This window comes from Promicromonospora sukumoe 327MFSha3.1 (assembly GCF_000385135.1).
In the GTDB taxonomy this organism is placed as follows: Bacteria; Actinomycetota; Actinomycetes; order Actinomycetales; family Cellulomonadaceae; genus Promicromonospora; species Promicromonospora sukumoe_B.
Genome location: NZ_ARQM01000010.1, coordinates 1,378,369 through 1,396,172, shown reverse-complemented (window position 1 = coordinate 1,396,172; position 17,804 = coordinate 1,378,369). Strand labels below are relative to the sequence as shown.

General features: G+C 74.9%; 15 protein-coding genes. 6 read left to right on the top strand and 9 right to left on the bottom strand.

Translation table 11 applies throughout. The features are described from left to right. Positions 1-20: 20 nt before the first annotated feature. The 5 genes from H291_RS0109940 to H291_RS0109920 all read right to left on the bottom strand — a co-directional run bounded on the left by H291_RS0109940 (position 21) and on the right by H291_RS0109920 (position 4,293). Entirely contained in the window at positions 21-860 is an 840-nt protein-coding gene (locus tag H291_RS0109940) for a DUF4097 family beta strand repeat-containing protein (RefSeq protein ID WP_020014843.1), read from the bottom strand. 96 nt (positions 861-956) lie between these two features. Further along, on the bottom strand, positions 957-1,487 hold the full coding sequence (locus tag H291_RS0109935; RefSeq protein WP_020014842.1) for a hypothetical protein: 531 nt from the start codon (positions 1,485-1,487) through the stop codon (positions 957-959). A 97-nt stretch (positions 1,488-1,584) separates the two neighbouring features. Continuing rightward, positions 1,585-2,679: an NAD(P)/FAD-dependent oxidoreductase gene (locus H291_RS0109930; protein ID WP_020014841.1), complete on the bottom strand. Its 1,095-nt coding sequence runs from the start codon at positions 2,677-2,679 to the stop codon at positions 1,585-1,587. Beyond that, the gene (locus tag H291_RS0109925; protein WP_020014840.1) at positions 2,676-3,203 is read right to left on the bottom strand and encodes an isoprenylcysteine carboxyl methyltransferase family protein; all 528 of its coding nucleotides are present in this window, start codon (positions 3,201-3,203) and stop codon (positions 2,676-2,678) included. The genes H291_RS0109930 and H291_RS0109925 overlap by 4 nt, the downstream gene beginning before the upstream one ends. A gap of 1 nt (position 3,204) precedes the next feature. Next, entirely contained in the window at positions 3,205-4,293 is a 1,089-nt protein-coding gene (locus H291_RS0109920; RefSeq protein WP_020014839.1) for a type III polyketide synthase, read from the bottom strand. A gap of 67 nt (positions 4,294-4,360) precedes the next feature. Here H291_RS0109920 and H291_RS0109915 point away from each other — a divergent pair, with 67 nt between their 5' ends. Together H291_RS0109915 and H291_RS0109910 are read left to right on the top strand one after the other, a co-directional pair. Continuing rightward, entirely contained in the window at positions 4,361-5,218 is an 858-nt protein-coding gene (locus H291_RS0109915) for a UbiA family prenyltransferase (RefSeq protein WP_020014838.1), read from the top strand. 147 nt (positions 5,219-5,365) lie between these two features. Continuing rightward, positions 5,366-6,037: a GAF and ANTAR domain-containing protein gene (locus H291_RS0109910; RefSeq protein ID WP_157236799.1), complete on the top strand. Its 672-nt coding sequence runs from the start codon at positions 5,366-5,368 to the stop codon at positions 6,035-6,037. Between the two features lie 34 nt (positions 6,038-6,071). Here H291_RS0109910 and H291_RS0109905 read toward each other — a convergent pair whose 3' ends face one another. Continuing rightward, positions 6,072-6,953, bottom strand: a complete 882-nt coding sequence (locus tag H291_RS0109905; RefSeq protein ID WP_020014836.1) for an LLM class F420-dependent oxidoreductase — start codon at positions 6,951-6,953, stop codon at positions 6,072-6,074. A 147-nt stretch (positions 6,954-7,100) separates the two neighbouring features. On the opposite strand from H291_RS0109905, the gene H291_RS0109900 reads away from it, so the two are divergent. Then, on the top strand, positions 7,101-7,958 hold the full coding sequence (locus H291_RS0109900) for a class I SAM-dependent methyltransferase (protein WP_020014835.1): 858 nt from the start codon (positions 7,101-7,103) through the stop codon (positions 7,956-7,958). A 12-nt stretch (positions 7,959-7,970) separates the two neighbouring features. On the opposite strand, the gene H291_RS0109895 is transcribed toward H291_RS0109900, so the two are convergent. The 3 genes from H291_RS0109895 to H291_RS0109885 form a co-directional block, all read right to left on the bottom strand. Further along, a complete protein-coding gene (locus H291_RS0109895) occupies positions 7,971-10,097 on the bottom strand; it encodes an iron ABC transporter permease (RefSeq protein ID WP_020014834.1) in 2,127 nt (708 codons plus the stop codon). A 4-nt stretch (positions 10,098-10,101) separates the two neighbouring features. Further along, positions 10,102-11,142, bottom strand: a complete 1,041-nt coding sequence (locus tag H291_RS0109890) for an iron-siderophore ABC transporter substrate-binding protein (RefSeq protein WP_020014833.1) — start codon at positions 11,140-11,142, stop codon at positions 10,102-10,104. A gap of 121 nt (positions 11,143-11,263) precedes the next feature. After that, a complete protein-coding gene (locus H291_RS0109885; protein ID WP_020014832.1) occupies positions 11,264-12,085 on the bottom strand; it encodes an ABC transporter ATP-binding protein in 822 nt (273 codons plus the stop codon). A 121-nt stretch (positions 12,086-12,206) separates the two neighbouring features. Here H291_RS0109885 and H291_RS0109880 point away from each other — a divergent pair, with 121 nt between their 5' ends. The 3 genes from H291_RS0109880 to H291_RS0109870 are packed head-to-tail and all read left to right on the top strand — an operon-like array spanning position 12,207 to position 17,762. Then, positions 12,207-13,706 carry a DUF3375 domain-containing protein gene (locus H291_RS0109880; protein WP_020014831.1) on the top strand — a complete coding sequence of 500 codons (1,500 nt, stop codon included), beginning with the start codon at positions 12,207-12,209 and terminating at the stop codon, positions 13,704-13,706. Continuing rightward, on the top strand, positions 13,699-14,391 hold the full coding sequence (locus tag H291_RS0109875; protein WP_084467888.1) for a DUF4194 domain-containing protein: 693 nt from the start codon (positions 13,699-13,701) through the stop codon (positions 14,389-14,391). Before H291_RS0109880 ends, H291_RS0109875 begins: the two co-directional genes overlap by 8 nt. After that, on the top strand, positions 14,388-17,762 hold the full coding sequence (locus tag H291_RS0109870; RefSeq protein ID WP_020014829.1) for an ATP-binding protein: 3,375 nt from the start codon (positions 14,388-14,390) through the stop codon (positions 17,760-17,762). The genes H291_RS0109875 and H291_RS0109870 overlap by 4 nt, the downstream gene beginning before the upstream one ends. Positions 17,763-17,804 lie beyond the last annotated feature (42 nt).

The following is a 17,804-nucleotide window of genomic DNA, read 5'->3' as shown; positions in this document are numbered from 1 at the left end:
CTGCTGCTCTGGAATCTGGGTCACGGGCGGCGGACGATGATGTCGCCGTAGCCGGTGCTGGCGTGGACCTCGGCGGTCGACTCGTTCTCGACCGGGCCCTCGGTGGGGGTCAGGTGGTTGCGGACGCTGCCGTGCTCGGAGGCGACGTCGAGGTAGGCGGCCACCCCCTCGGGCACGCCCACCTCGATCGAGCCGTAGGAGTTGGTGAGCGTGGCGCTGCCGGACTCCAGGTTGTTGACGCGGATGCCCGCGTGCGCGGACTTGACGGTGAGGGTGCCGCGCAGCCGGCTAACGGCGATGTCCGCGTGCGCGCCCTGCACCTGGAGGGTGCCGGTGACGGAGCCGACGGTGGTGGTGCCGTTGCTCGCACGGATCGTCATGTCGCCCCTGACCTCGTCGACACGCACGGAGCCGGCGCTCACCTTGATCTCGCCGGGGCCCGTGGTGCGGCGCACGGAGACGGCGCCGGCGGAGACCTTGAGGTTGACCCGGTCGACGTCGTCCAGCGTGACGTTCCCGGACGACAGCGTCATGTCGACGGACGCGAGGGCGCCCTCGGCGTACAGCGAGCCGCTCTTGCCGCGCAGCTCGGAGCCGGTGGGCACCTCGACGGTGATGTCGGCGGTGCCGGCCGCGAACGGCAGCACGTACTGCTTCCACGAGTTCGGGTAGGTGATGGCGACCGCGTCGCCGTCGCGCTCGACGCGGATCTCCTCGGCGGCGCGCACGCTGCCGGACTTCTTGTCGGTGGGCAGGACGGTGACGACGACATCGTCGCGCTCGGCGGCGACCACGTGCAGGTTGCCGAACGGCACGTCGACGACGACGGGGACGGGGTGGGGGGCGGGGAAAGTGGGCATGGCAAGGCTCCAGGACTGTGGGTACGGCGCGAAGGATGATGACTGTGGTGTCGGTGTGGTGTCACGTGTCCCGACGGGTGGTGCCGCGGCGAGCGGTCAGCGCACCCACCCGGTCACGCGGCTGTTGACGCGCTGCTCGGTGCCGGGCGGCGCGGCGGGCCGACCGGCGGGCCGCTCGATCGCGGCGGCCACCGCCCGCACCAGCCAGGTGTTGACGGAGACGCCGTCGCGCGCGGCGGCGACCTCGGCCTGCGTCTTGAGGTGGTCGGGCAGGCGCAGGGTGGTCCGGGTGGTGGCGCCCGCCTCGCCGTCCGCCGGGGCGGGCGCCGGCGCGGGGGCCTGGGCGGACGCGGCGGCGGCCGGTTCCGCGGCGGGCGCGGGGGCGGCGGGGACGGTGACGACGAACTCCGGGGAGCCGCCGCGCAGGCGGACGTCCACCGAGCCCGGGGCGAGCTCGGCGGAGATCTCCCCCGCGGCGTCGGAGAGGGCGTTGAGCAGGACGAGGCGCGCGGCGGCGTCGAGCGGTGCGGTCAGCCGCGCGGCGAGCTCGCGGGCGTCGTCACCGCCGGCGGCAGCGGCCGTGGCGAGCTGGCGCTGCAGTTCGTCTGCGTATCGGTTCAGGTCCATGGCACCAGCATGACACCATGCTGGTGTCACCGCAAGTGGTTTGGCGCCACGAGTTGACACCAGTCTGACACCGGGGTGCCTCACCAGCCGTCGGGGGTCAGCGGGCCAGGCGCTCCACGACCGCGCCGTAGAGCCGCGGCAGCCGCGCCGCAGCAGGCACGATGGCGCCGCGCGCCGGGCTCGACGCCCAGGCCACGAGCCCCGTGGTGAGCGCGCGGTAGTCGCGCGTCGCCGTGCGCCACGCACGCTCGTACGCGGCGGCGTCGTCCAGGTGCCGGACGACGGCGGCGGCCTGGGCGAGGCCCACCCGCACGCCCTCCCCCGTGAGCGCGTCGACGTAGCCCGACGCGTCGCCGACGAGGCGCACCTGGCCAGCCGTGCGGCGCACCGACCGGCGCCGCAGCGGACCGGCACCGAGCAGCGGCCCGGCTTCCGCGGCCCCCAGCCGGGCGGCGAGCTCGGGGAACTGCGAACGCAGCAGCGTGTCGAAGCCCGCCGCGGACACCGCCCGCGGGGCGAGCAGGGCCACGCCGACGACGTCGGGGGCGACCGGCGTCACGTAGGCCTCGGCGTGCGGCGACCAGTGCACCTCGACGAGGTCGGTCCACGGCGCGACCCGGAAGTGCCGCCGCAGGCCGTACCGCCTCCGCGACGGACGGTCGCCGCCCCACCCGGGGCGCACGTCGAGCCCCGCCAGCCGGCGGACCGTGGAGTGCAGGCCGTCGCACCCGAGCACCCAGCGCGCCCGCAGCGTGCCGGGGTGCCGGTCGCCGGCATCCGCCAGCTCGACCTCGACGCCCGCGGCGCCCTGCCGCAGGGCCGTGACCCGGGCGTGGACGAATCCGGCGCCGACGTCGGCGGCGCGTGCCCGCAGCGCGGCGTGCAGCGTGGTGCGCCGCACGCCACGGCCGGGCCCGGCCGCGAACCTGTGGTCGGCGTTCCGGCCGGGCGCCCGGTAGCTGATGCCCGTCAGCGGGTGGCCCGGAGGGTCGGCGCCGAGCTCCCGCACGGCCCGCAGCGCTCCCGGGAGCAGGCCCTCGCCGCAGGCCTTGTCGAGGGTGCCGGCCCGCCGGTCCACGACCAGCACGTCGAGCCCGGCCGCCCGCGCGTGGGTCGCCGCGGCCAGGCCGACCGGTCCGGCGCCCACGACCAGGACGTCGGCGTCCGTGGCGCGCCCGCCCATCTCGCTCACCGGGTCCCGGGCACGGCCTCGTGGAGCGCGCGCTCCTCGGCCGGGATGCGGAACCGGGCCAGCAGCACCGCGTTCAGCACGGTGAACACGAGCGCCGTCACCCAGCAGGAGTGCACCAGCGGCAGCGCGACGCCCTCGACGACCACCGCCACGTAGTTGGGGTGGCGCATCCACCGGTAGGGGCCGCCGGAGACCAGGGGCAGCCCCGGTACGACGATGATGCGGGTGTTCCACCGGTGCCCGAGCGTCGCCACGCACCACCAGCGCAGGGCCTGGCTCGCGAGCACGAGCGCGAGCATGGGCCAGCCGAGCCAGGGCAGGAACGGCCGCTCGGCGAGCACCGCCTCGGCGACGCACGCCACCAGCAGGCCGGTGTGCAGGGCCACCATCGCCGGGAAGTGCCCTCGGCCGGACTCGACGCCGCCCCGTTCGAACGACCACCGGGCGTTCCGGGCGGAGACCACCAGCTCGGCGAGGCGCTCGACCCCGGTGGCGGCCACGAGGGCGATGTAGAACCCGAGCACGTCAGCTTCCCTCCAGGTGCAGCAGCACCAGCTCGCACGAGACGCCCGGGCCGAACGCCATGAGCACCGCCGGCGCGCCCGCCGGGCTGGTGGAGCCGTCGAGGGTCCGGGCCAGCACGTCGAGCACGGACACGGACGACAGGTTGCCCGCGGCCGCGAGGCTCGCCCGACTCTCCCGGACGTCGTCCTCGGCGAGCCCGAGGGCGTCACGCACGGCGTCGATCACGCGCGGCCCGCCCGCGTGCACCACCCAGGTGGGTACGTCCGCCGGCGTCAGGCCGTGCTCGGCGAGCAGGCCCTTCACGTCGGCGAGCAGGTGCGCGCCCAGCAGGTCCGGCAGGTCTGCGGAGAGCACGATGGCGAAGCCCGTGTCCCGCACCTCCCAGCCCAGGGCGTCCGTGGTGCCCGGGTACAGCGCCGATCGCGTGTCCACCACCCGCGCGGTGCGCCGCGGGCCCACCGCGCCCGCCCGCGCCAGCGGGTGGTCGGAGCCGGCGACGACGGCGGCCGCCGCGCCGTCCCCGAACAGCCCGGACGCGACCATGTTCGCCGCCGAGTCGTCGCCGTGCTGCAGGGTCAGCGAGCACAGCTCGACCGCGACCAGCAGCGACACGTCGCCCGGGTGGCCGAGCAGGTGGTCGTGCACCCGTGCGAGCCCGCCGGCGCCCCCCGCACAGCCCAGGCCGAACGACGGCGTGCGCCGCACGTCCCCGCGCAGGCCGAGCCGCTCGGACAGCAGCACGTCGAGCGACGGCGCCGCCACCCCCGTCACCGACGTCGCGAACACGTGGTCCACCTGCCCCGGCTCGACCCCGGCGGCGTCCAGCGCCCGCCGGCACGCCTCCTCGGCCAGCAGCGTGCCCTCCCGGACGAAGACCGCGTTGGTCGCGCCCATCGTCCCCAGGCCCGCGTACTCGTCCAGCGGCAGCACCAGGTGCCGCTCGTCGACCCCGGCACCGCGGTGCAGCCGGCGCAGCACCGCGGCCCGTGCCGGGTCCGGCGCCACCAGGGGCGCCACGGCCGCGGTGATCGTCTCCTGGGCGTACACGTTTCGAGGCAGGACAGCCTCGACCGACACGACACGCGACATCTCAGCATCGTGACCCACGACGCGCCCACCCGCGCGGGGAGGACGCGGCAGGACTAGCGTGCCGCCCATGACGACCGGCTCCGACGCACGCCGCCTGACCCGCGGCCTCGTGCTCGCGAGCCACGCCGCCCCGGCCCTCGTCGTGACCGCCCTGGCCTGCGCGCTCTCCGCGGCCCTCGGCTCGGGCGCGGCCGTCGTCACGCTGGTCACGGTGGCCGTCGGCACCGGCCAGCTCTCCGTCGGCTGGTCCAACGACTGGATCGACGCGCCCCGCGACCTGGCCGTGCACCGCGCCGACAAGCCCGTGGTGGCGGGGCTCGTCAGCGCGCGCCTGCTGCGCGGCGCCGCGTTCACGGCCCTCGCCGTCTGCGTCGTCGCCTCGCTCGCGGTCGGCGTCGTGGCCGGGGCCGCCCACCTGGTGGCGGTGGCCGGGGCGTGGGCGTACAACGCCCGGCTCAAGTCGACCGCCTGGTCCTGGCTGCCCTACGCGCTGTCGTTCGGGCTGCTCGCGGTCTTCGTCGTGCTCGCCGCGCCCGGCCCGCGCGTCCCGGCCGCGTGGGCGGTCGTGGCGGCCGCGCTGCTGGGCACGGGCGCGCACGTCGCCAACACCCTGCCCGACCTGGAGGACGACGCCGCGACCGGCGTGCGCGGCCTGCCCCACCGGCTCGGCCGCCGCGCGTCCGGTGTGCTGGCGCCCGCGCTCCTGACGGTCGCGGTCGGCGTCGTCGTCGCGGGACCCGCCGGTCCCCCCGCCCCCGCGGCCTGGGCCGGCGGCGCCGTCGCGGTCGTCCTGGCCGTCGCCGCCGGCGTCGTGTCGGTCGTCCGGCCGCACAGCCGCGCGCCGTTCGGCCTGAGCATGGGCGTCGCCGTGGTGTGCGTGGTGCTGCTCGCGCTGTCCGCCGGCGACATCGCCGTCGTGCCCTGACCGGCCCGGGGACCGCCTTCGCGCGCCGCGACCCCGGGCCGCGTACGGTGGTCTCGTGGTCGCGCGAACGCCCCGGCCACGGTCGGCCAGGCCGGCACCCGCGACCGTCGGGCGGCGGCACGGTCCACCAGAGACGGGACCGAGACGATGAGAATTTCGACGACGCCCTTCGAGCTCGCCCGCCGGGCCGCCGCGGTGCTCGGCTCCGGGCTCGAGGCCAGCATCATCTTCCAGGAGCACGGGGTGTCGGTCGCGGCGGGCAGCAGCACCGCCGCCGCCGCCCGGTGCGACCAGGCCGAGGCCCGGGCCGAGACCGGACCCTGCATCGACTCCATCCACCTGGGAACGGTCCAGGTCGTGCCGGTCGTCGCCGACTCGGCGGGCTGGGACGCCTGGCGGGCCCAGACCCTGCACGAGGGCTTCGTGTCCGCGCTCGCGGTCCCCGCCTTCGTCAACAAGGACGTCGCCGTCGCGCTGAACCTGTACTCCCGCGCGCCGGACCCCTGGAACAACGAGCTCCTCACCGCGGCCGACGGCTACGCGCAGCTCGCCGCGTCCGTGGTCGCCCTGAACCTGGAGCTGGCCGAGCTCGAGGACGCCACCGCGGGCCTCTACCGCCAGCTCTCCGACACCGCCGCCGTCGAACGCGCGGTCGGGGCCGTCATGCACTCCAACGACACCAGCGAGAGCGAGGCGAGACGGATCATCGAGTCCGCCGCCAGGAACCGCAACGTCACGCTGCGCGACGTGGCCGAGACCATCCTGCGCGCCCTGGTCGTCACCGACACGCCCCCACCCGAGGAGCAGCCCGGCGCCTGAGCGGGACGCCCGGGCGCCGCGCGCCCCCGACCGGTCAGACCTCGCTCAGCCGGGGCACGACCTTCTCGACCAGGGCGGTCGCCCACGGGACGGGGTTCTCGTACGCCGTCGGCATGAGGCTCACCAGGCTGATCCCGAGCGCCCGGTAGCGCTCCATGTCGGCGAGGAACGCGTCGACGTCGCCCGTGGGGTCGCCCTGGTAGAGCATCGTCTTCTCGATGGCGTCGTAGTCGGTGCCGAGCCTGTCGCAGTGCTCGCGCAGCACGTCGAGCTTGTGCCGCACCACGCCCAGCGCCTCGTCACCGGCCGCGCCGAACAGGTTGCACGCCTGCCCGTACTCGGCCACGAGCCGCAGCGTCTTGCGCTCGCCGCCCCCGCCGATCATGACCGGCACGGTGCCGCGCGGCGGCTGCGGCAGGTTGATCGTCTCGGCGAGCCGGTAGTGCTTGCCGTCGAAGGCGCCGTCGTCCTGGGACCACATCTGCCGGCAGATCTGCAGCGTCTCCTCCAGGCGCTCGAACCGCTCCGCCGTGGACGGGAACGGCACGCCCAGCCCGGCGTGCTCGCGGTCGTACCAGGCGGCCCCGATGCCCAGCAGCGCGCGCCCGCGCGAGAGCACGTCCAGCGTGGACACCGTCTTGGCCAGCAGGCCCGGGTGCCGGTAGGTGACGCCCGTGACCAGCAGGCTGAGGCGGACGTTCCTCGTCACGCCGGCGAGGTAGCCGAGCGAGGTGTAGCCCTCGAGCATCGGCTCGTACGGCCCGCCGGCATTGAGCATCTGGAACCAGTGGTCCATGACCGTCAGGAGGTTGACGCCGCCCTCGTCGGCGATCTGCGCGGTCTCGGTGAGGCGATCGGCCAGGGTGGTCTCCCACTCCGGGTGGGTGAACGTGTAGTAGTGCAGCCCAAGATCCATGCGAACGACACTAGCACCACTTGTCAGCCTCTGACTCGGTTGTCGCGATCTGCCACGATGCCGGGTGAGGTTCGCCCCTGTGGTGGTACGGGCACCGGACCGGGCGTTGACTGGGAGCACGGGGGCACCGAGCCGAGGAGCAGCCCCATGAGCGACACCGCCGACGTCCGGCCCGGGATCCCGCCCGAGGTCCCGCCCGAGGTCCTGGCCGCCGTCCGTACCAAGCACCGCGCCCTCTGGGCCCTCGGCGACTACCCGGCCGTCGCCGCCGAGGTGGTCCCCGCGCTCGGCCCGATCCTGGTCGAGGCCGCCGGGGTGCACCCCGGCGACCGGGTGCTCGACATCGGGGCCGGCTCCGGCAACGCCGCCATCCCCGCCGCGCTCGCGGGCGGCAGCGTCATCGCGTCCGACCTGACGCCCGAGCTGTTCGAGGCCGGGCGCGAGATCGCCGCGGCCCGCGGCGTCGAGCTCACGTGGGCCGAGGGCGACGCCCATGCCCTGCCCTACGACGACGGCTCGTTCGACACCGTGCTGTCCTGCCTCGGCGTCATGTTCGCGCCGTTCCACCGGACCGCCGCCGACGAGCTGGTCCGGGTGGTCCGGCACGCCGGGACCATCGGGCTGGTCGCCTGGACGCCGGACGGGTTCATCGGCCAGATGTTCGCCGCCATGCGGCCGTACGCCCCCGCCCCGCCGCCGGGCGCCCAGCCCGCCCCGCTGTGGGGCGACGAGGGACACGTCCGCGACCTGCTCGGCGACCGCATCACGGACGTGCGCGCCGAGGTGCGCTCGCTGCCCGTCACCCGGTTCGCGACGGCCACGGAGTTCCGCGACTTCTTCAAGGCGGTCTACGGCCCCACCATCGCGGTCTACCGGAACATCGCCGACGACGCGGCGCGCACCGCCCAGCTCGACGACGCGCTGCTGGACCTGACCAACCGGTTCCAGAACGCCGACGGCGCGATGGGCTGGGAGTACCTGCTGTTCACCGCGCACCGGCGCTGAGCCGGGGCGGGGTCACGCCCGCGAGCGGGAGAGCAGCCAGACGAAGTACGGCGCCCCGAGGAGTGCGACCGCGAGCCCGGCGGGCAGCTGCGCGGGCGCGATGACGGTCCGGCCCAGCGTGTCCGCCAGGCCGAGCAGCACCGCGCCGAGCAGCATCGCCACCGGCAGCACCCGCGCGTGCCGCCCGCCCACCAGGGCGCGGGCGGCGTGCGGCGCGACCAGCCCCACGAACCCCACGACGCCGACGGCGGTCACGCTCGTGGCCGCGAGCACGGCCGCCACGGCGAGCACCACCAGGCGGCTGCGCTCCAGCCGGACGCCCACGAGGCGGGGCGTGTCGTCGTCGAGCGCGAGCAGGTCGAGCTCGCGCCGCACGATCACGGCGAGCGGCACCGCGAGCGCCAGCACCACGACCACGGGCAGCACCTGTTCGAGGCTGCGCCCGTAGGTGGTGCCCGAGAGCCAGGTGTAGATGCGCGGCGTGTTCCAGGGGTCGGAGCGCAGCAGCAGAAAGGTGGTCAGCGCGGTGGTGAGGTAGCCGAGGCCGATGCCGATGAGCACGAGCCGGTCGGCGTGCAGGCCGCCGCGCCAGGCCAGGAGGTAGACGGCGGCGAAGGCGAGCAGGCCGCCGATGACGGCGGCGACGAGCATGGCGCCGTTGCTGGCGGCGACGCCGTTGCCCCAGGCGGTGCCGGCCACGGCGGTGACCACGACGACGGCGCCGAGGCCCGCTCCCCCGGTGATGCCGAGGATGGCGGGTTCGGCCAGCGGGTTGCGGGCGGTGGCCTGGACCATGGTGCCGGCGAGGGCCAGCGCGGCCCCGGCGACGACGGCGGCCAGCACGCGGGGCGCGCGCTCGTCGAGCGCGAACCGGACGACGGCGGGGCCCTGGTCGCCCAGCCAGAGGGCGATGTCGCCGGTGCGGAGCCAGGTGGACCCGGCGAGCATGCCGAGCAGCACCACGCCGAGGGCGAGGGCGACGCATACGGTCAGCACGACGACGAAGCGGCGGGTGCTGCGCGGCCCGGCCGCGGCGGCGGGCGGGCGGCGGGAGGGTCCGGCGTCGCGCAGGCGGCGCGCGAGGATCACCATGATCAGCGCGCCGGCAAGTGTGGTCGCCACGCCGGTGGGGACGGCGAGCGCCTCCTCGGCGCCGAGCAGGGCGCGGACGACGGCGTCGGCGAGCACGACGACGAACGCGCCGAGCAGGCCGGCGGCGGGCAGCAGGATGGCGTGCCGGTGCAGGGCGGGGACCACGCGGGCCAGGAGCCGGGCGACGACGGGGGCGGCGAGGCCGACGAACCCGAGGGGTCCGGCCAGGGTGACGGCGGCGGCGGTGAGCAGCACCGCGAGCAGCACGCCGATGGCGCGCGTGGAGCGGACGGGCACGCCGAGCGCCCCGGCGGTGTCGTCGCCGAGGCCGAGCACGTCCAGTCGCCGGGAGACGAGCAGGCCGCCGAGGGTGGCGAGCACGACGACGGGCAGGGCACGCCAGAAGGCCGTGAGGTTGAGCTGGCTCAGCGAGCCGCTGCCCCAGGCGAACAGGCCGGTGGTCTCGGTCTGGAACAGGATGAGCAGCGCGGAGGCCGCGGCCTGCAGCGCGAGCGCGACGGCTGACCCGGCCAGGACCAGGCGGGTGGACGACGACCCGGCGCCGCCCGCGAGGCCGAGCACGAGCCCGGCGGCGGCGAGGCCGCCGGCGAACGCGACGGCGCCCGAGGCCCACAGGGGCACGGCGAGGCCGAACGCGGCCACGGCGACGACCGCCAGGTAGGAGCCCGCGGTCACGGCGAGCGTGTCGGGCGAGGCCAGGGCGTTGCGGGCGATGGACTGGAAGAGCGCGCCGGCGACGCCGAGCGCGAACCCGACGGCCACGCCCGCCGCGAGGCGCGGCAGGCGTGAGCCGACGAGGATGTCGCGGACCGCCGACGAGTCGCCGGCGTCCTGCCCGGTGAGCAGGCGCAGCAGGTCGCCCACCCCGACGCCGGACGTGCCCTGCGTCAGGTGCCAGGCACCGACGACGAGCACGGCCAGCGCGAGCCCGACCAGCGCGGCGCCGCCCGTCACCCAGGTGACGGGACGCGACGCGGGGGCCTGGGGCAGGGTGTCCGTCGTGGACGGCGACTGCGTGGCGGTCATGGCGTCAGTTCGTGAAGACGTCGACGTAGGCGTCGACGATCTTCTCGGAGGAGCGGGGGCCGCCGAACGTCCAGGTGTGCTCGGGGAACGCGTGCGCGCGGTCCTCGGTGACGGCGGGCAGGCCCGCCCAGACGTCGTTCTTGGTCAGCTCGGCGGTCCAGTCGTCCTCGCCCTCCTTGGTGCCCGTCCACAGCAGGGTGGCGTCGCCGACGTCGGTCATGCCCTCGATGTCGGACTGGCCCAGGCCGTAGGCGGGGTCGACCTCGCCGGTCCAGGCGTTGGTCAGGCCGAGCTCCTCGCCGAGCTCGCCGACGAGCGAGCCCTGGCCGAACGGGCGGATGGACACGTTGCCGCCGTCGACCCAGCCGTCGAAGTACACGAAGTCGGTGCTCTCCGGGGCCGCCTCGGCGACCTGCGCCTTGGCGTCGGCCAGGTGCGCCTCGAACTCGTCGGTGACGACCTCGGCGCGCTCGGTGCGGCCGGTGGCCTGCGCGATGATGTCGAACGTGTTGAGCATGGTGCCGATCGGGTCGGCGGCGTCGGCGCCCTTGGTGGCCAGCACCGGCACGTCGTACGCCTCGAGCTTGGCGATGATCTCGTCGTCGGGCGTGTACGCCTCGATGATCACGAGGTCGGGGTCGGTCGCGTACAGGGCGTCGAGGTTGGGCTCGCCGCGCGTGCCGACGTCGGCCACGCCCTCGGGCAGCTCCTCGGCGTCGTTCCAGGTGGCGTAGCCCTTGACGTCGGCGACGGCCACCGGGTCCACGCACAGGCTGAGCACGTCCTCGACCTGCTGCCACTCCAGGACGGCGACCCGCTCGGCGGGCTTGTCGAGCTCGACCGTGCGGTCGAACGAGTCGGTCACCGTGACGGGCTCGGTCGACGTCGTGACGTCGGCGCAGTCGCCCGAGGCGGCCTCGGTCGGCCCCTGGGTCGCGGCGGCGCCGGGGTCGGTGGTGCCGCAGGCGCTGAGCAGCAGCGGCAGGACCAGGGCGGCGGCGGCCAGGGGCGCCTTCTCGCGCAGGGTCAGGGTGCGCAGGGACATGGGACTCCTCGATTCGTGACACGTCGTGTCGGGCAGTGCCGGGTGCGGCGGGTGGTGCGGGCGCCGTCGGCGTCCTGCGGGTCTGGGGTCTGTGGGTGGTGCGCGCCGGGCCGGGCGCGGCTCAGCGGGTCCGGCCGTGGTGGCGGCCGCGCGGGTGCACGCGCACCCGGCCGGTGCCGGGGTCGGTGCTCACGTCGATCGGCAGGCCGTAGGCGAGCGAGAGGTGCTCGCCGGTGAGCACCTGCGCGGGCGGCCCGGCCGCGAGCACGCGCCCCTGGTGCAGCAGGACGACGGCGTCGGCCACCGAGGCGGCGTGGTCCAGGTCGTGCAGCACGATGCCGACGGCGGTGCCGTGCTCCTCGGCGAGGTCGCGCACCAGGTCGAGCGTCTCGACCTGGTAGCGCAGGTCGAGGTGGTTGGTGGGCTCGTCCAGCAGCACCACGCCGGTCTCCTGCGCCAGGCAGGTGGCCAGCCAGACGCGCTGCACCTCGCCGCCGGAGAGCTGGTCGACGCCGCGGCGGGCCATGGCGGCGACTCCGGTGATGTCCATCGCGCGGTCGATCGCGGCGTGGTCGGCGTCGGTCAGCGGGGCGAAGCGGCGGCGGTGCGGGTGCCGGCCGAACGCGACGACGTCGCGCACCTCCAGGCCGGCCGGGTGCGGGCGGGACTGGGCCAGCAGCGTGACGCGGCGGGCGAAGTCCTTCGCGGACAGCGGGGCGACGTCGACGGCGTCGTCGGCCGTGGCGCCGAGGCTGACGGTGCCCTGCTGCACCGGGTGCAGCCGTGCCAGCGAGCGCAGCACGGTCGACTTGCCGGACCCGTTCGGGCCGACGAGCGCGGTGACGACACCGGGCGGCAGGTGGACGGCGACGCCGTGCACCACGGTGGTGCGCTGGTAGCCCAGCACGAGGTCGTCGCCACGGAGGGCGGTTGGGGCGGTCACGGGAGGTAAGCCTAACCTTAGGTTGGCTCCACTTGGACGCCTGTCTCATTCCTCACCCGCTGTGCCCGTCGCCCGCCGCCGTGCGGGTCGATGTCGGACTGTCCACGTACCCTGGTCGGCGATGAGCACAGCCACCGTGGAGGGAGCGTACGAAGGTGCGCTCCGAGCGTTCAAGAACCCGATGCTGGACCTGCTCCATGGCACCTACGCACCGTTCGTCGTGACCATGCTGGCGCTGGTCTTCACCGCGCAGCGCCCCCAGGTCCCCGTCGCCGACGCGCACGCCGAGATCGACGCGGCGCTCGGCCGCCTGCGGTCGGCCGGGTACGGCGAGGAGGGCAACGCGCCCCTGCCGGTCGGCAGCGCGCGTGACCTCTGCCGGGGCTGGGTCCGGTCCGGCTGGCTCAAGCGCCACGTCCACGAGGACGTCGAGGTCTACCAGGTCTCCGCCCACGGCGTCGGCGCGCTGGAGGTCGCGGGCCGGGTCGGCGGCGTCCGCACCCGGGTCTCCGAGTCGCGCGTGCGGACGCTGCTCGACGCCGTGGAGGAGCTCGCGCAGGACGCCGACCCCGACGTGCTGTCCCGCATCGCGCGCCTGGACGCCGAGGTCAAGGAGCGCACGGCCGAGATCAGGCGCCTGGAGAGCACGGGCGCCGTCGAACCGGTGAGCGACGACCAGCTCCTGGAGGAGGCGGAGAACGTGCTGCACCTGGCGCGCGAGCTCCCGGCCGACTTCGCCCGCGTGGTCGAGTCGATCAAGCAGGTGCAGCGCGACGTCGTCACCGACCTGCGGCAGGACGTGCGCCCCACGGGCGAGGTGCTGCGGGAGTACCTGGCGCGCGGCAAGGACATCATGGAGTCCACGCGCGAGGGGCGCGCCTTCGCCGGGGCGCTCGCGCTGATCGGCCGCGCCGAGCACATCGACCAGCTCGCCGCCAACCTGCGCATGATCCTGGGGCACCCGTTCGCGGGGCAGCTGCCCGCGGCGCAGCGCCGCGAGCTGCACGAGATCGCACGCCGTATCGAGCAGGGCGTGCGGGAGGTGCTGCACGCGCAGCAGCAGGCCTCGCACGTCATCACCACGCAGATCCGCAACCACGACCCGCTGCGCGACCGGGAGGTGGACGGGCTGCTGCGCGACGTGATGTCGGGGTTCCAGCAGTGGATGCCGGCCTCGCGGCACAAGCAGCCGGTCGCGCCGATGCGGCGGCTGCCCGCGGCCGACGTCGCCCACCTGCGGCAGAAGGTCGACGGCCTGCGGCCGCCCGCTCCCCCGACGCCGCTGGAGGCGTGGGAGATGGGGGTGGTGCCGGACGACGACTCGCGGGCCTGGGGCGGCCCGCACTACGCGGACCTGGAGCAGCACCTGACCTCCCGGCCGCGCGAGGACGACGGGACCGTCGACGTCGGCGCGGCGTTCCGGTCCGCGCCCGAGCGGCTGCGGCGGCCCGTCGACCTGCTCGGGCTGCTGGAGCTCGCGCACCGGCACGGGATGGTCGAGACGGGCCAGGTGGTGACCGTCGAGGCGGTGCGGCCCGACGGGACCCGCCGGCGCTTCGCGTTCGGCGGGGTGGCGATGACGGACGAGCACGAGGGCAAGGGCGGGACGACGGATGAGTGAGACGGTGACGGACGGGGTGGGCACGGACGAGGTGGTGACGGACGAGGTCGGGACCGACGAGGCGGGGTTCATCGAGCCGGCCCCGATGGAGAACGACCAGACCGAGCTGTTCGCGGGCGACCGCGGCCTGCTGGACCCGGAGGTCCGGCGGGTCCTGGTCCGGCTGCTGCAGCGGCGGTTCCTGTCGGCGGAGAAGCACCGCGCGCAGTGGCGCACCCTGCTGGAGCACCAGTCGGTCATCGAGTCGCGCCTGCACGACCTGTTCGTGCGCCTCGTGGTGGACCACGACCGGCAGATCGCCTACAAGCAGCAGGTGCGCTCGGGCGAGGTGGACGTGCCGATCCTGCTGCGCGACGACCCGTACAACCGGGTCGAGACGCTGGTGCTGGTGCACCTGCGCACCGTCTACCAGCACGAGGCGAGCTCGGGCGAGACGTCGGCGCGGATCGACCTGGAGGACATCGAGCAGGGTGTGCTGACGTTCTTCGACCTGGACGACAACAACCTCGTCCGCCCGCAGCGCGAGATCCGGGACGCCGTCGGCCGCCTCGCCGCCGAGGGCCTGATCGACGAGGAGTCGACGGGCCGCTACCGCATCACGCCCCTGGTGGAGGTCGTGCTCGACAACAACCGGCTCGCCGAGCTCACGCGCTGGCTCGCCGAGAACAAGGAGACCCGTTCGTGAGCATGATCGAGACGCTGTGGGGGCTGGTCCCGGCCACGTCGACCGGGCAGCAGTGGGTGGCGCAGACCCTGCAGCTGGTCAACTGGGGCGGCTACCACGGGCACCACCAGGTGCGCCTGTCCCCCGGCGCCACGCTGTTCAGCGGCGGCTCGGGCTCGGGCAAGTCCACGCTGATGGACTCCTACATCGCGCTGATCATGCCGCACACCACGCCGTTCAACGGGGCGTCCAACGGCGGCGTGACCGGCAAGCCGCGCGGCAAGGAGCAGCGCAACATCCTGTCCTACGCGCGCGGCAAGCTCGACGAGAAGCGGGTCGACGGCGAGACGCGCGTGCGCGTGCTGCGCGGCGAGAAGGAGGACACCTGGTCCGCCATCGCCATGACCTGGGCCGACCAGGGCGGGGCCACGTTCACCGCCGTGCGCGCCTGGTACGTGCCGTCGTCGGCCCGCACGCTGGAGAACGTCGTCGCGGTACGCGGCACGTGCGACGGGCCGTTCGACCTGACCGGCCTGGAGGAGGCGGCACGGCACCGGTTCGACCGGCGCGCCGTGACCCGCACCGGCCTGACCTGCTTCGACACCGACCGCGACTACACGGCCCGGCTGCACACCGCGCTCGGCATCGGCGCGGGCGGCGACGGGCACAAGGCCGTGGGCCTGCTGGGCCGCATCCAGGCCGGGCAGCAGATCACCACGGTCGACGCCCTGTACAAGACGATGGTCCTGGAGGAGCCGTCCACGTTCGCGACGGCCGACGGCGCCGTGCAGCAGTTCGACGAGCTGTCCGCGACCCGCGACCGCATGGTCACCGCGCAGCAGCAGGTCCGGGCGCTGCGGCCCATCCGCGACCACCGCACCGCGATCGACGACGCCGTCGAGCGGCTGCGGATGATCGAGGCCGTCGGGCAGTTCACCGACCAGACCGCCCCGGCCGCGCTCTGGCTCGCGGGGCGGCGCCTCGACCTGCTGCGCGCCTCGGAGACCGACCTGCAGCGCCGGCGCGCCCGCGCGCGGGACGAGGCGACCGAGCTCACCGTCCGGGTCGCGGCGGCCAAGCTGGAACGCGACGCGGCACGGGACCTGCTGGGCGCCGCCGGCGGCGACCGCCTGAAGAAGGCGCAGGACGAGGTGGACCGCCTGGAGGCCCGCATCGAGCCCGTCGCGGCGGCCCGCACCCGGTTCGACGCCCTGCTGAGCGACGTCGGGGGCGAGGTGTCCGACGCCGCGGGGTTCGACGCCGTCGTCGAGCAGGCGCACCGCGCGCTCAACGACGCCGACGCACGGGCCGCCGCCCGGCGGCGCTTCACGGAGGCGGCCCAGGGCGAGCAGGCCGCCTCGGACGCGCTGGAGGAGCTGCGGGCCGAGCTGCGCACCGTCGGCGCCCGCAAGGACAACATCCCGACCGACCTGCACCACGCCCGCGCGGCCCTGGCCGAGGCCGCGGGCCTGTCCACCGACGAGCTGCCGTTCGTGGGCGAGCTGATCGAGGTGCGCACCGAGTTCGAGCCGTGGCGCGGCGCGTTCAACCTGGCGCTGGGCGGGTTCGCCACCGAGATGCTGATCGACGTGGCGCACCTCAAGGCGTTCCGCACGGCCATCAACTCGGTGCCGACCGCGCGCCGCATCCGGTTCCGGGGCGTGCCCACCGGCCGCCGTGACGAGGCCGCCGTGGTGGACCGCACCCTGCCCGCGCGCCTGGACCACCGGCCGACGCCGTTCACGGGCTGGCTCAAGCAGGAGCTCGCCGACCGCTTCGGCTATGTCTGCATCGACTCCCCCGCGCAGTTCGCCCTGCACCGCAAGGCCGTCACGATCAGCGGTCAGACGTCCGACGGCGGCCGCGGCGCCCACGGTGGCCAGGGCGTGCGGAACGTCCTCGGGTTCTCCGCCGCGCGGCGCCTGCAGGAGCTGGAGCGGGAGGTGGCCGAGGCCGAGCAGGCGCACGCCGCCGCGAGCGCCGTGCTGGAGCAGGCGACGGCGGGCCTCGACTCGTTCGAGAAGACGCGTGGTGCGTACGAGAAGATCGCCGACCTCACGTGGGAGCAGGTGGACATCGGGTCCCTGCGGTCCGAGCTGGGCCGCTGGACGGCGATCGTCACCGAGGTCACCTCGGACAACCCGGAGATCGGGCGGCTGCGCAAGGAGCTCGGTGAGCTGGAGGACCGCGTCACGCGGCTCACCGAGGAGAGCGGCGTCGCCAAGAGCCGCGCCGCGGATCTGGAGTCGTCCTGGGAGCGCACGGCCGACGCCGTCGACACCGCACAGCGCACGCTCGACGACGCCGAGGCCGACGGCACGCAGGTCGCCGTCGGGCACCGCACGTACCTGGCCGGGCTGTTCGCGGACGACCAGAGCGCCGACGACTCCCCCGCGCAGGCCGTCGAGCGCTTCGACGCCGCCCTGGACCGCGCCACCGCGCGGGTGCGGGAGGACCAGGGTGAGGCGCAGGCCGCCGTCGGGCGGGGACGCTCCGCGCTGCACGAGGTGTTCGAGACGTTCAAGGAGCGGTGGCCCAACCCGAACCTCGGCGTCGACCCGGACACGTCCTACGACGACTACGAGCGGTTCCTGACGGACCTGGAGAAGAACGGGCTGCACGAGCTGGAGTCGGAGTGGCGCGACAGCCTGCTGCGGCTCTCGGGCGCGGACCTGACCAAGCTCGACAGCGACATCTCGACGGCAGTGCGCGAGATCCGCGACCGCATCGACCCGGTGAACACGATCCTCGACGGCCTGGACTTCTCCGACGAGCACCACAGGCTGCACATCGAGCTGCGCGACACGTCGTCGCCGGTGCGGGCCCGGTTCCGCAGCGACCTGCGCGCGGTGCGCGAGGCGATCGCGAACGCCGTCAGCGACACCGACCGGCAGCGGGCGTACACCCGCATGGCCAAGGTGGTCGACCGGGTGCGCCGCACCGCACCGGAGTTCCACGACCTGATCGACGTGCGCAACCACGTGCGGATCAGCGCCGAGAAGCTGACCAAGGACGGCGCGCACGTCGCCGTGTACGACCACATCGGTGAGAAGTCCGGCGGCGAGTCCCAGGAGCTCGTCGCGTTCATCGTCGGTGCGGCCCTGCGCTACCAGCTCGGCGACGCCGGGTCGGCGCGCCCCCGGTACGCGCCGGTCTTCCTCGACGAGGCCCTGATCAAGGCCGACGCGCACTTCACCGGGCGCGCGATCAACGCCTGGCGCGGGCTCGGGTTCCAGCTCATCATCGGCGCGCCCAACGACAAGCACAGCGGCATCGAGCCGCACGTCGACGCGGGGTACATCGTGCTCAAGGACACGAGCGGCAAGTCGTTCACGCAGCTCACGGTGGGGCTGCCGGACGAGGTGGGGGCGCCCGAGGGGGCGCCGGTGTGACCCGGCGCCCCGCTCGGTCGGCCCGGCCTGAGCCGGCCTCCC

Coding starts and splice junctions, on each gene's coding strand:
- H291_RS0109940 (WP_020014843.1), bottom strand. CDS start 860: ATGCCCACTTTCCCCGCCCCCCACCCCGTCCCCGTCGTCGTCGACGTG.
- H291_RS0109935 (WP_020014842.1), bottom strand. CDS start 1,487: ATGGACCTGAACCGATACGCAGACGAACTGCAGCGCCAGCTCGCCACG.
- H291_RS0109920 (WP_020014839.1), bottom strand. CDS start 4,293: ATGTCGCGTGTCGTGTCGGTCGAGGCTGTCCTGCCTCGAAACGTGTAC.
- H291_RS0109915 (WP_020014838.1), top strand. CDS start 4,361: ATGACGACCGGCTCCGACGCACGCCGCCTGACCCGCGGCCTCGTGCTC.
- H291_RS0109910 (WP_157236799.1), top strand. CDS start 5,366: ATGAGAATTTCGACGACGCCCTTCGAGCTCGCCCGCCGGGCCGCCGCG.
- H291_RS0109905 (WP_020014836.1), bottom strand. CDS start 6,953: ATGGATCTTGGGCTGCACTACTACACGTTCACCCACCCGGAGTGGGAG.
- H291_RS0109900 (WP_020014835.1), top strand. CDS start 7,101: ATGAGCGACACCGCCGACGTCCGGCCCGGGATCCCGCCCGAGGTCCCG.
- H291_RS0109895 (WP_020014834.1), bottom strand. CDS start 10,097: ATGACCGCCACGCAGTCGCCGTCCACGACGGACACCCTGCCCCAGGCC.
- H291_RS0109890 (WP_020014833.1), bottom strand. CDS start 11,142: ATGTCCCTGCGCACCCTGACCCTGCGCGAGAAGGCGCCCCTGGCCGCC.
- H291_RS0109880 (WP_020014831.1), top strand. CDS start 12,207: ATGAGCACAGCCACCGTGGAGGGAGCGTACGAAGGTGCGCTCCGAGCG.
- H291_RS0109875 (WP_084467888.1), top strand. CDS start 13,699: ATGAGTGAGACGGTGACGGACGGGGTGGGCACGGACGAGGTGGTGACG.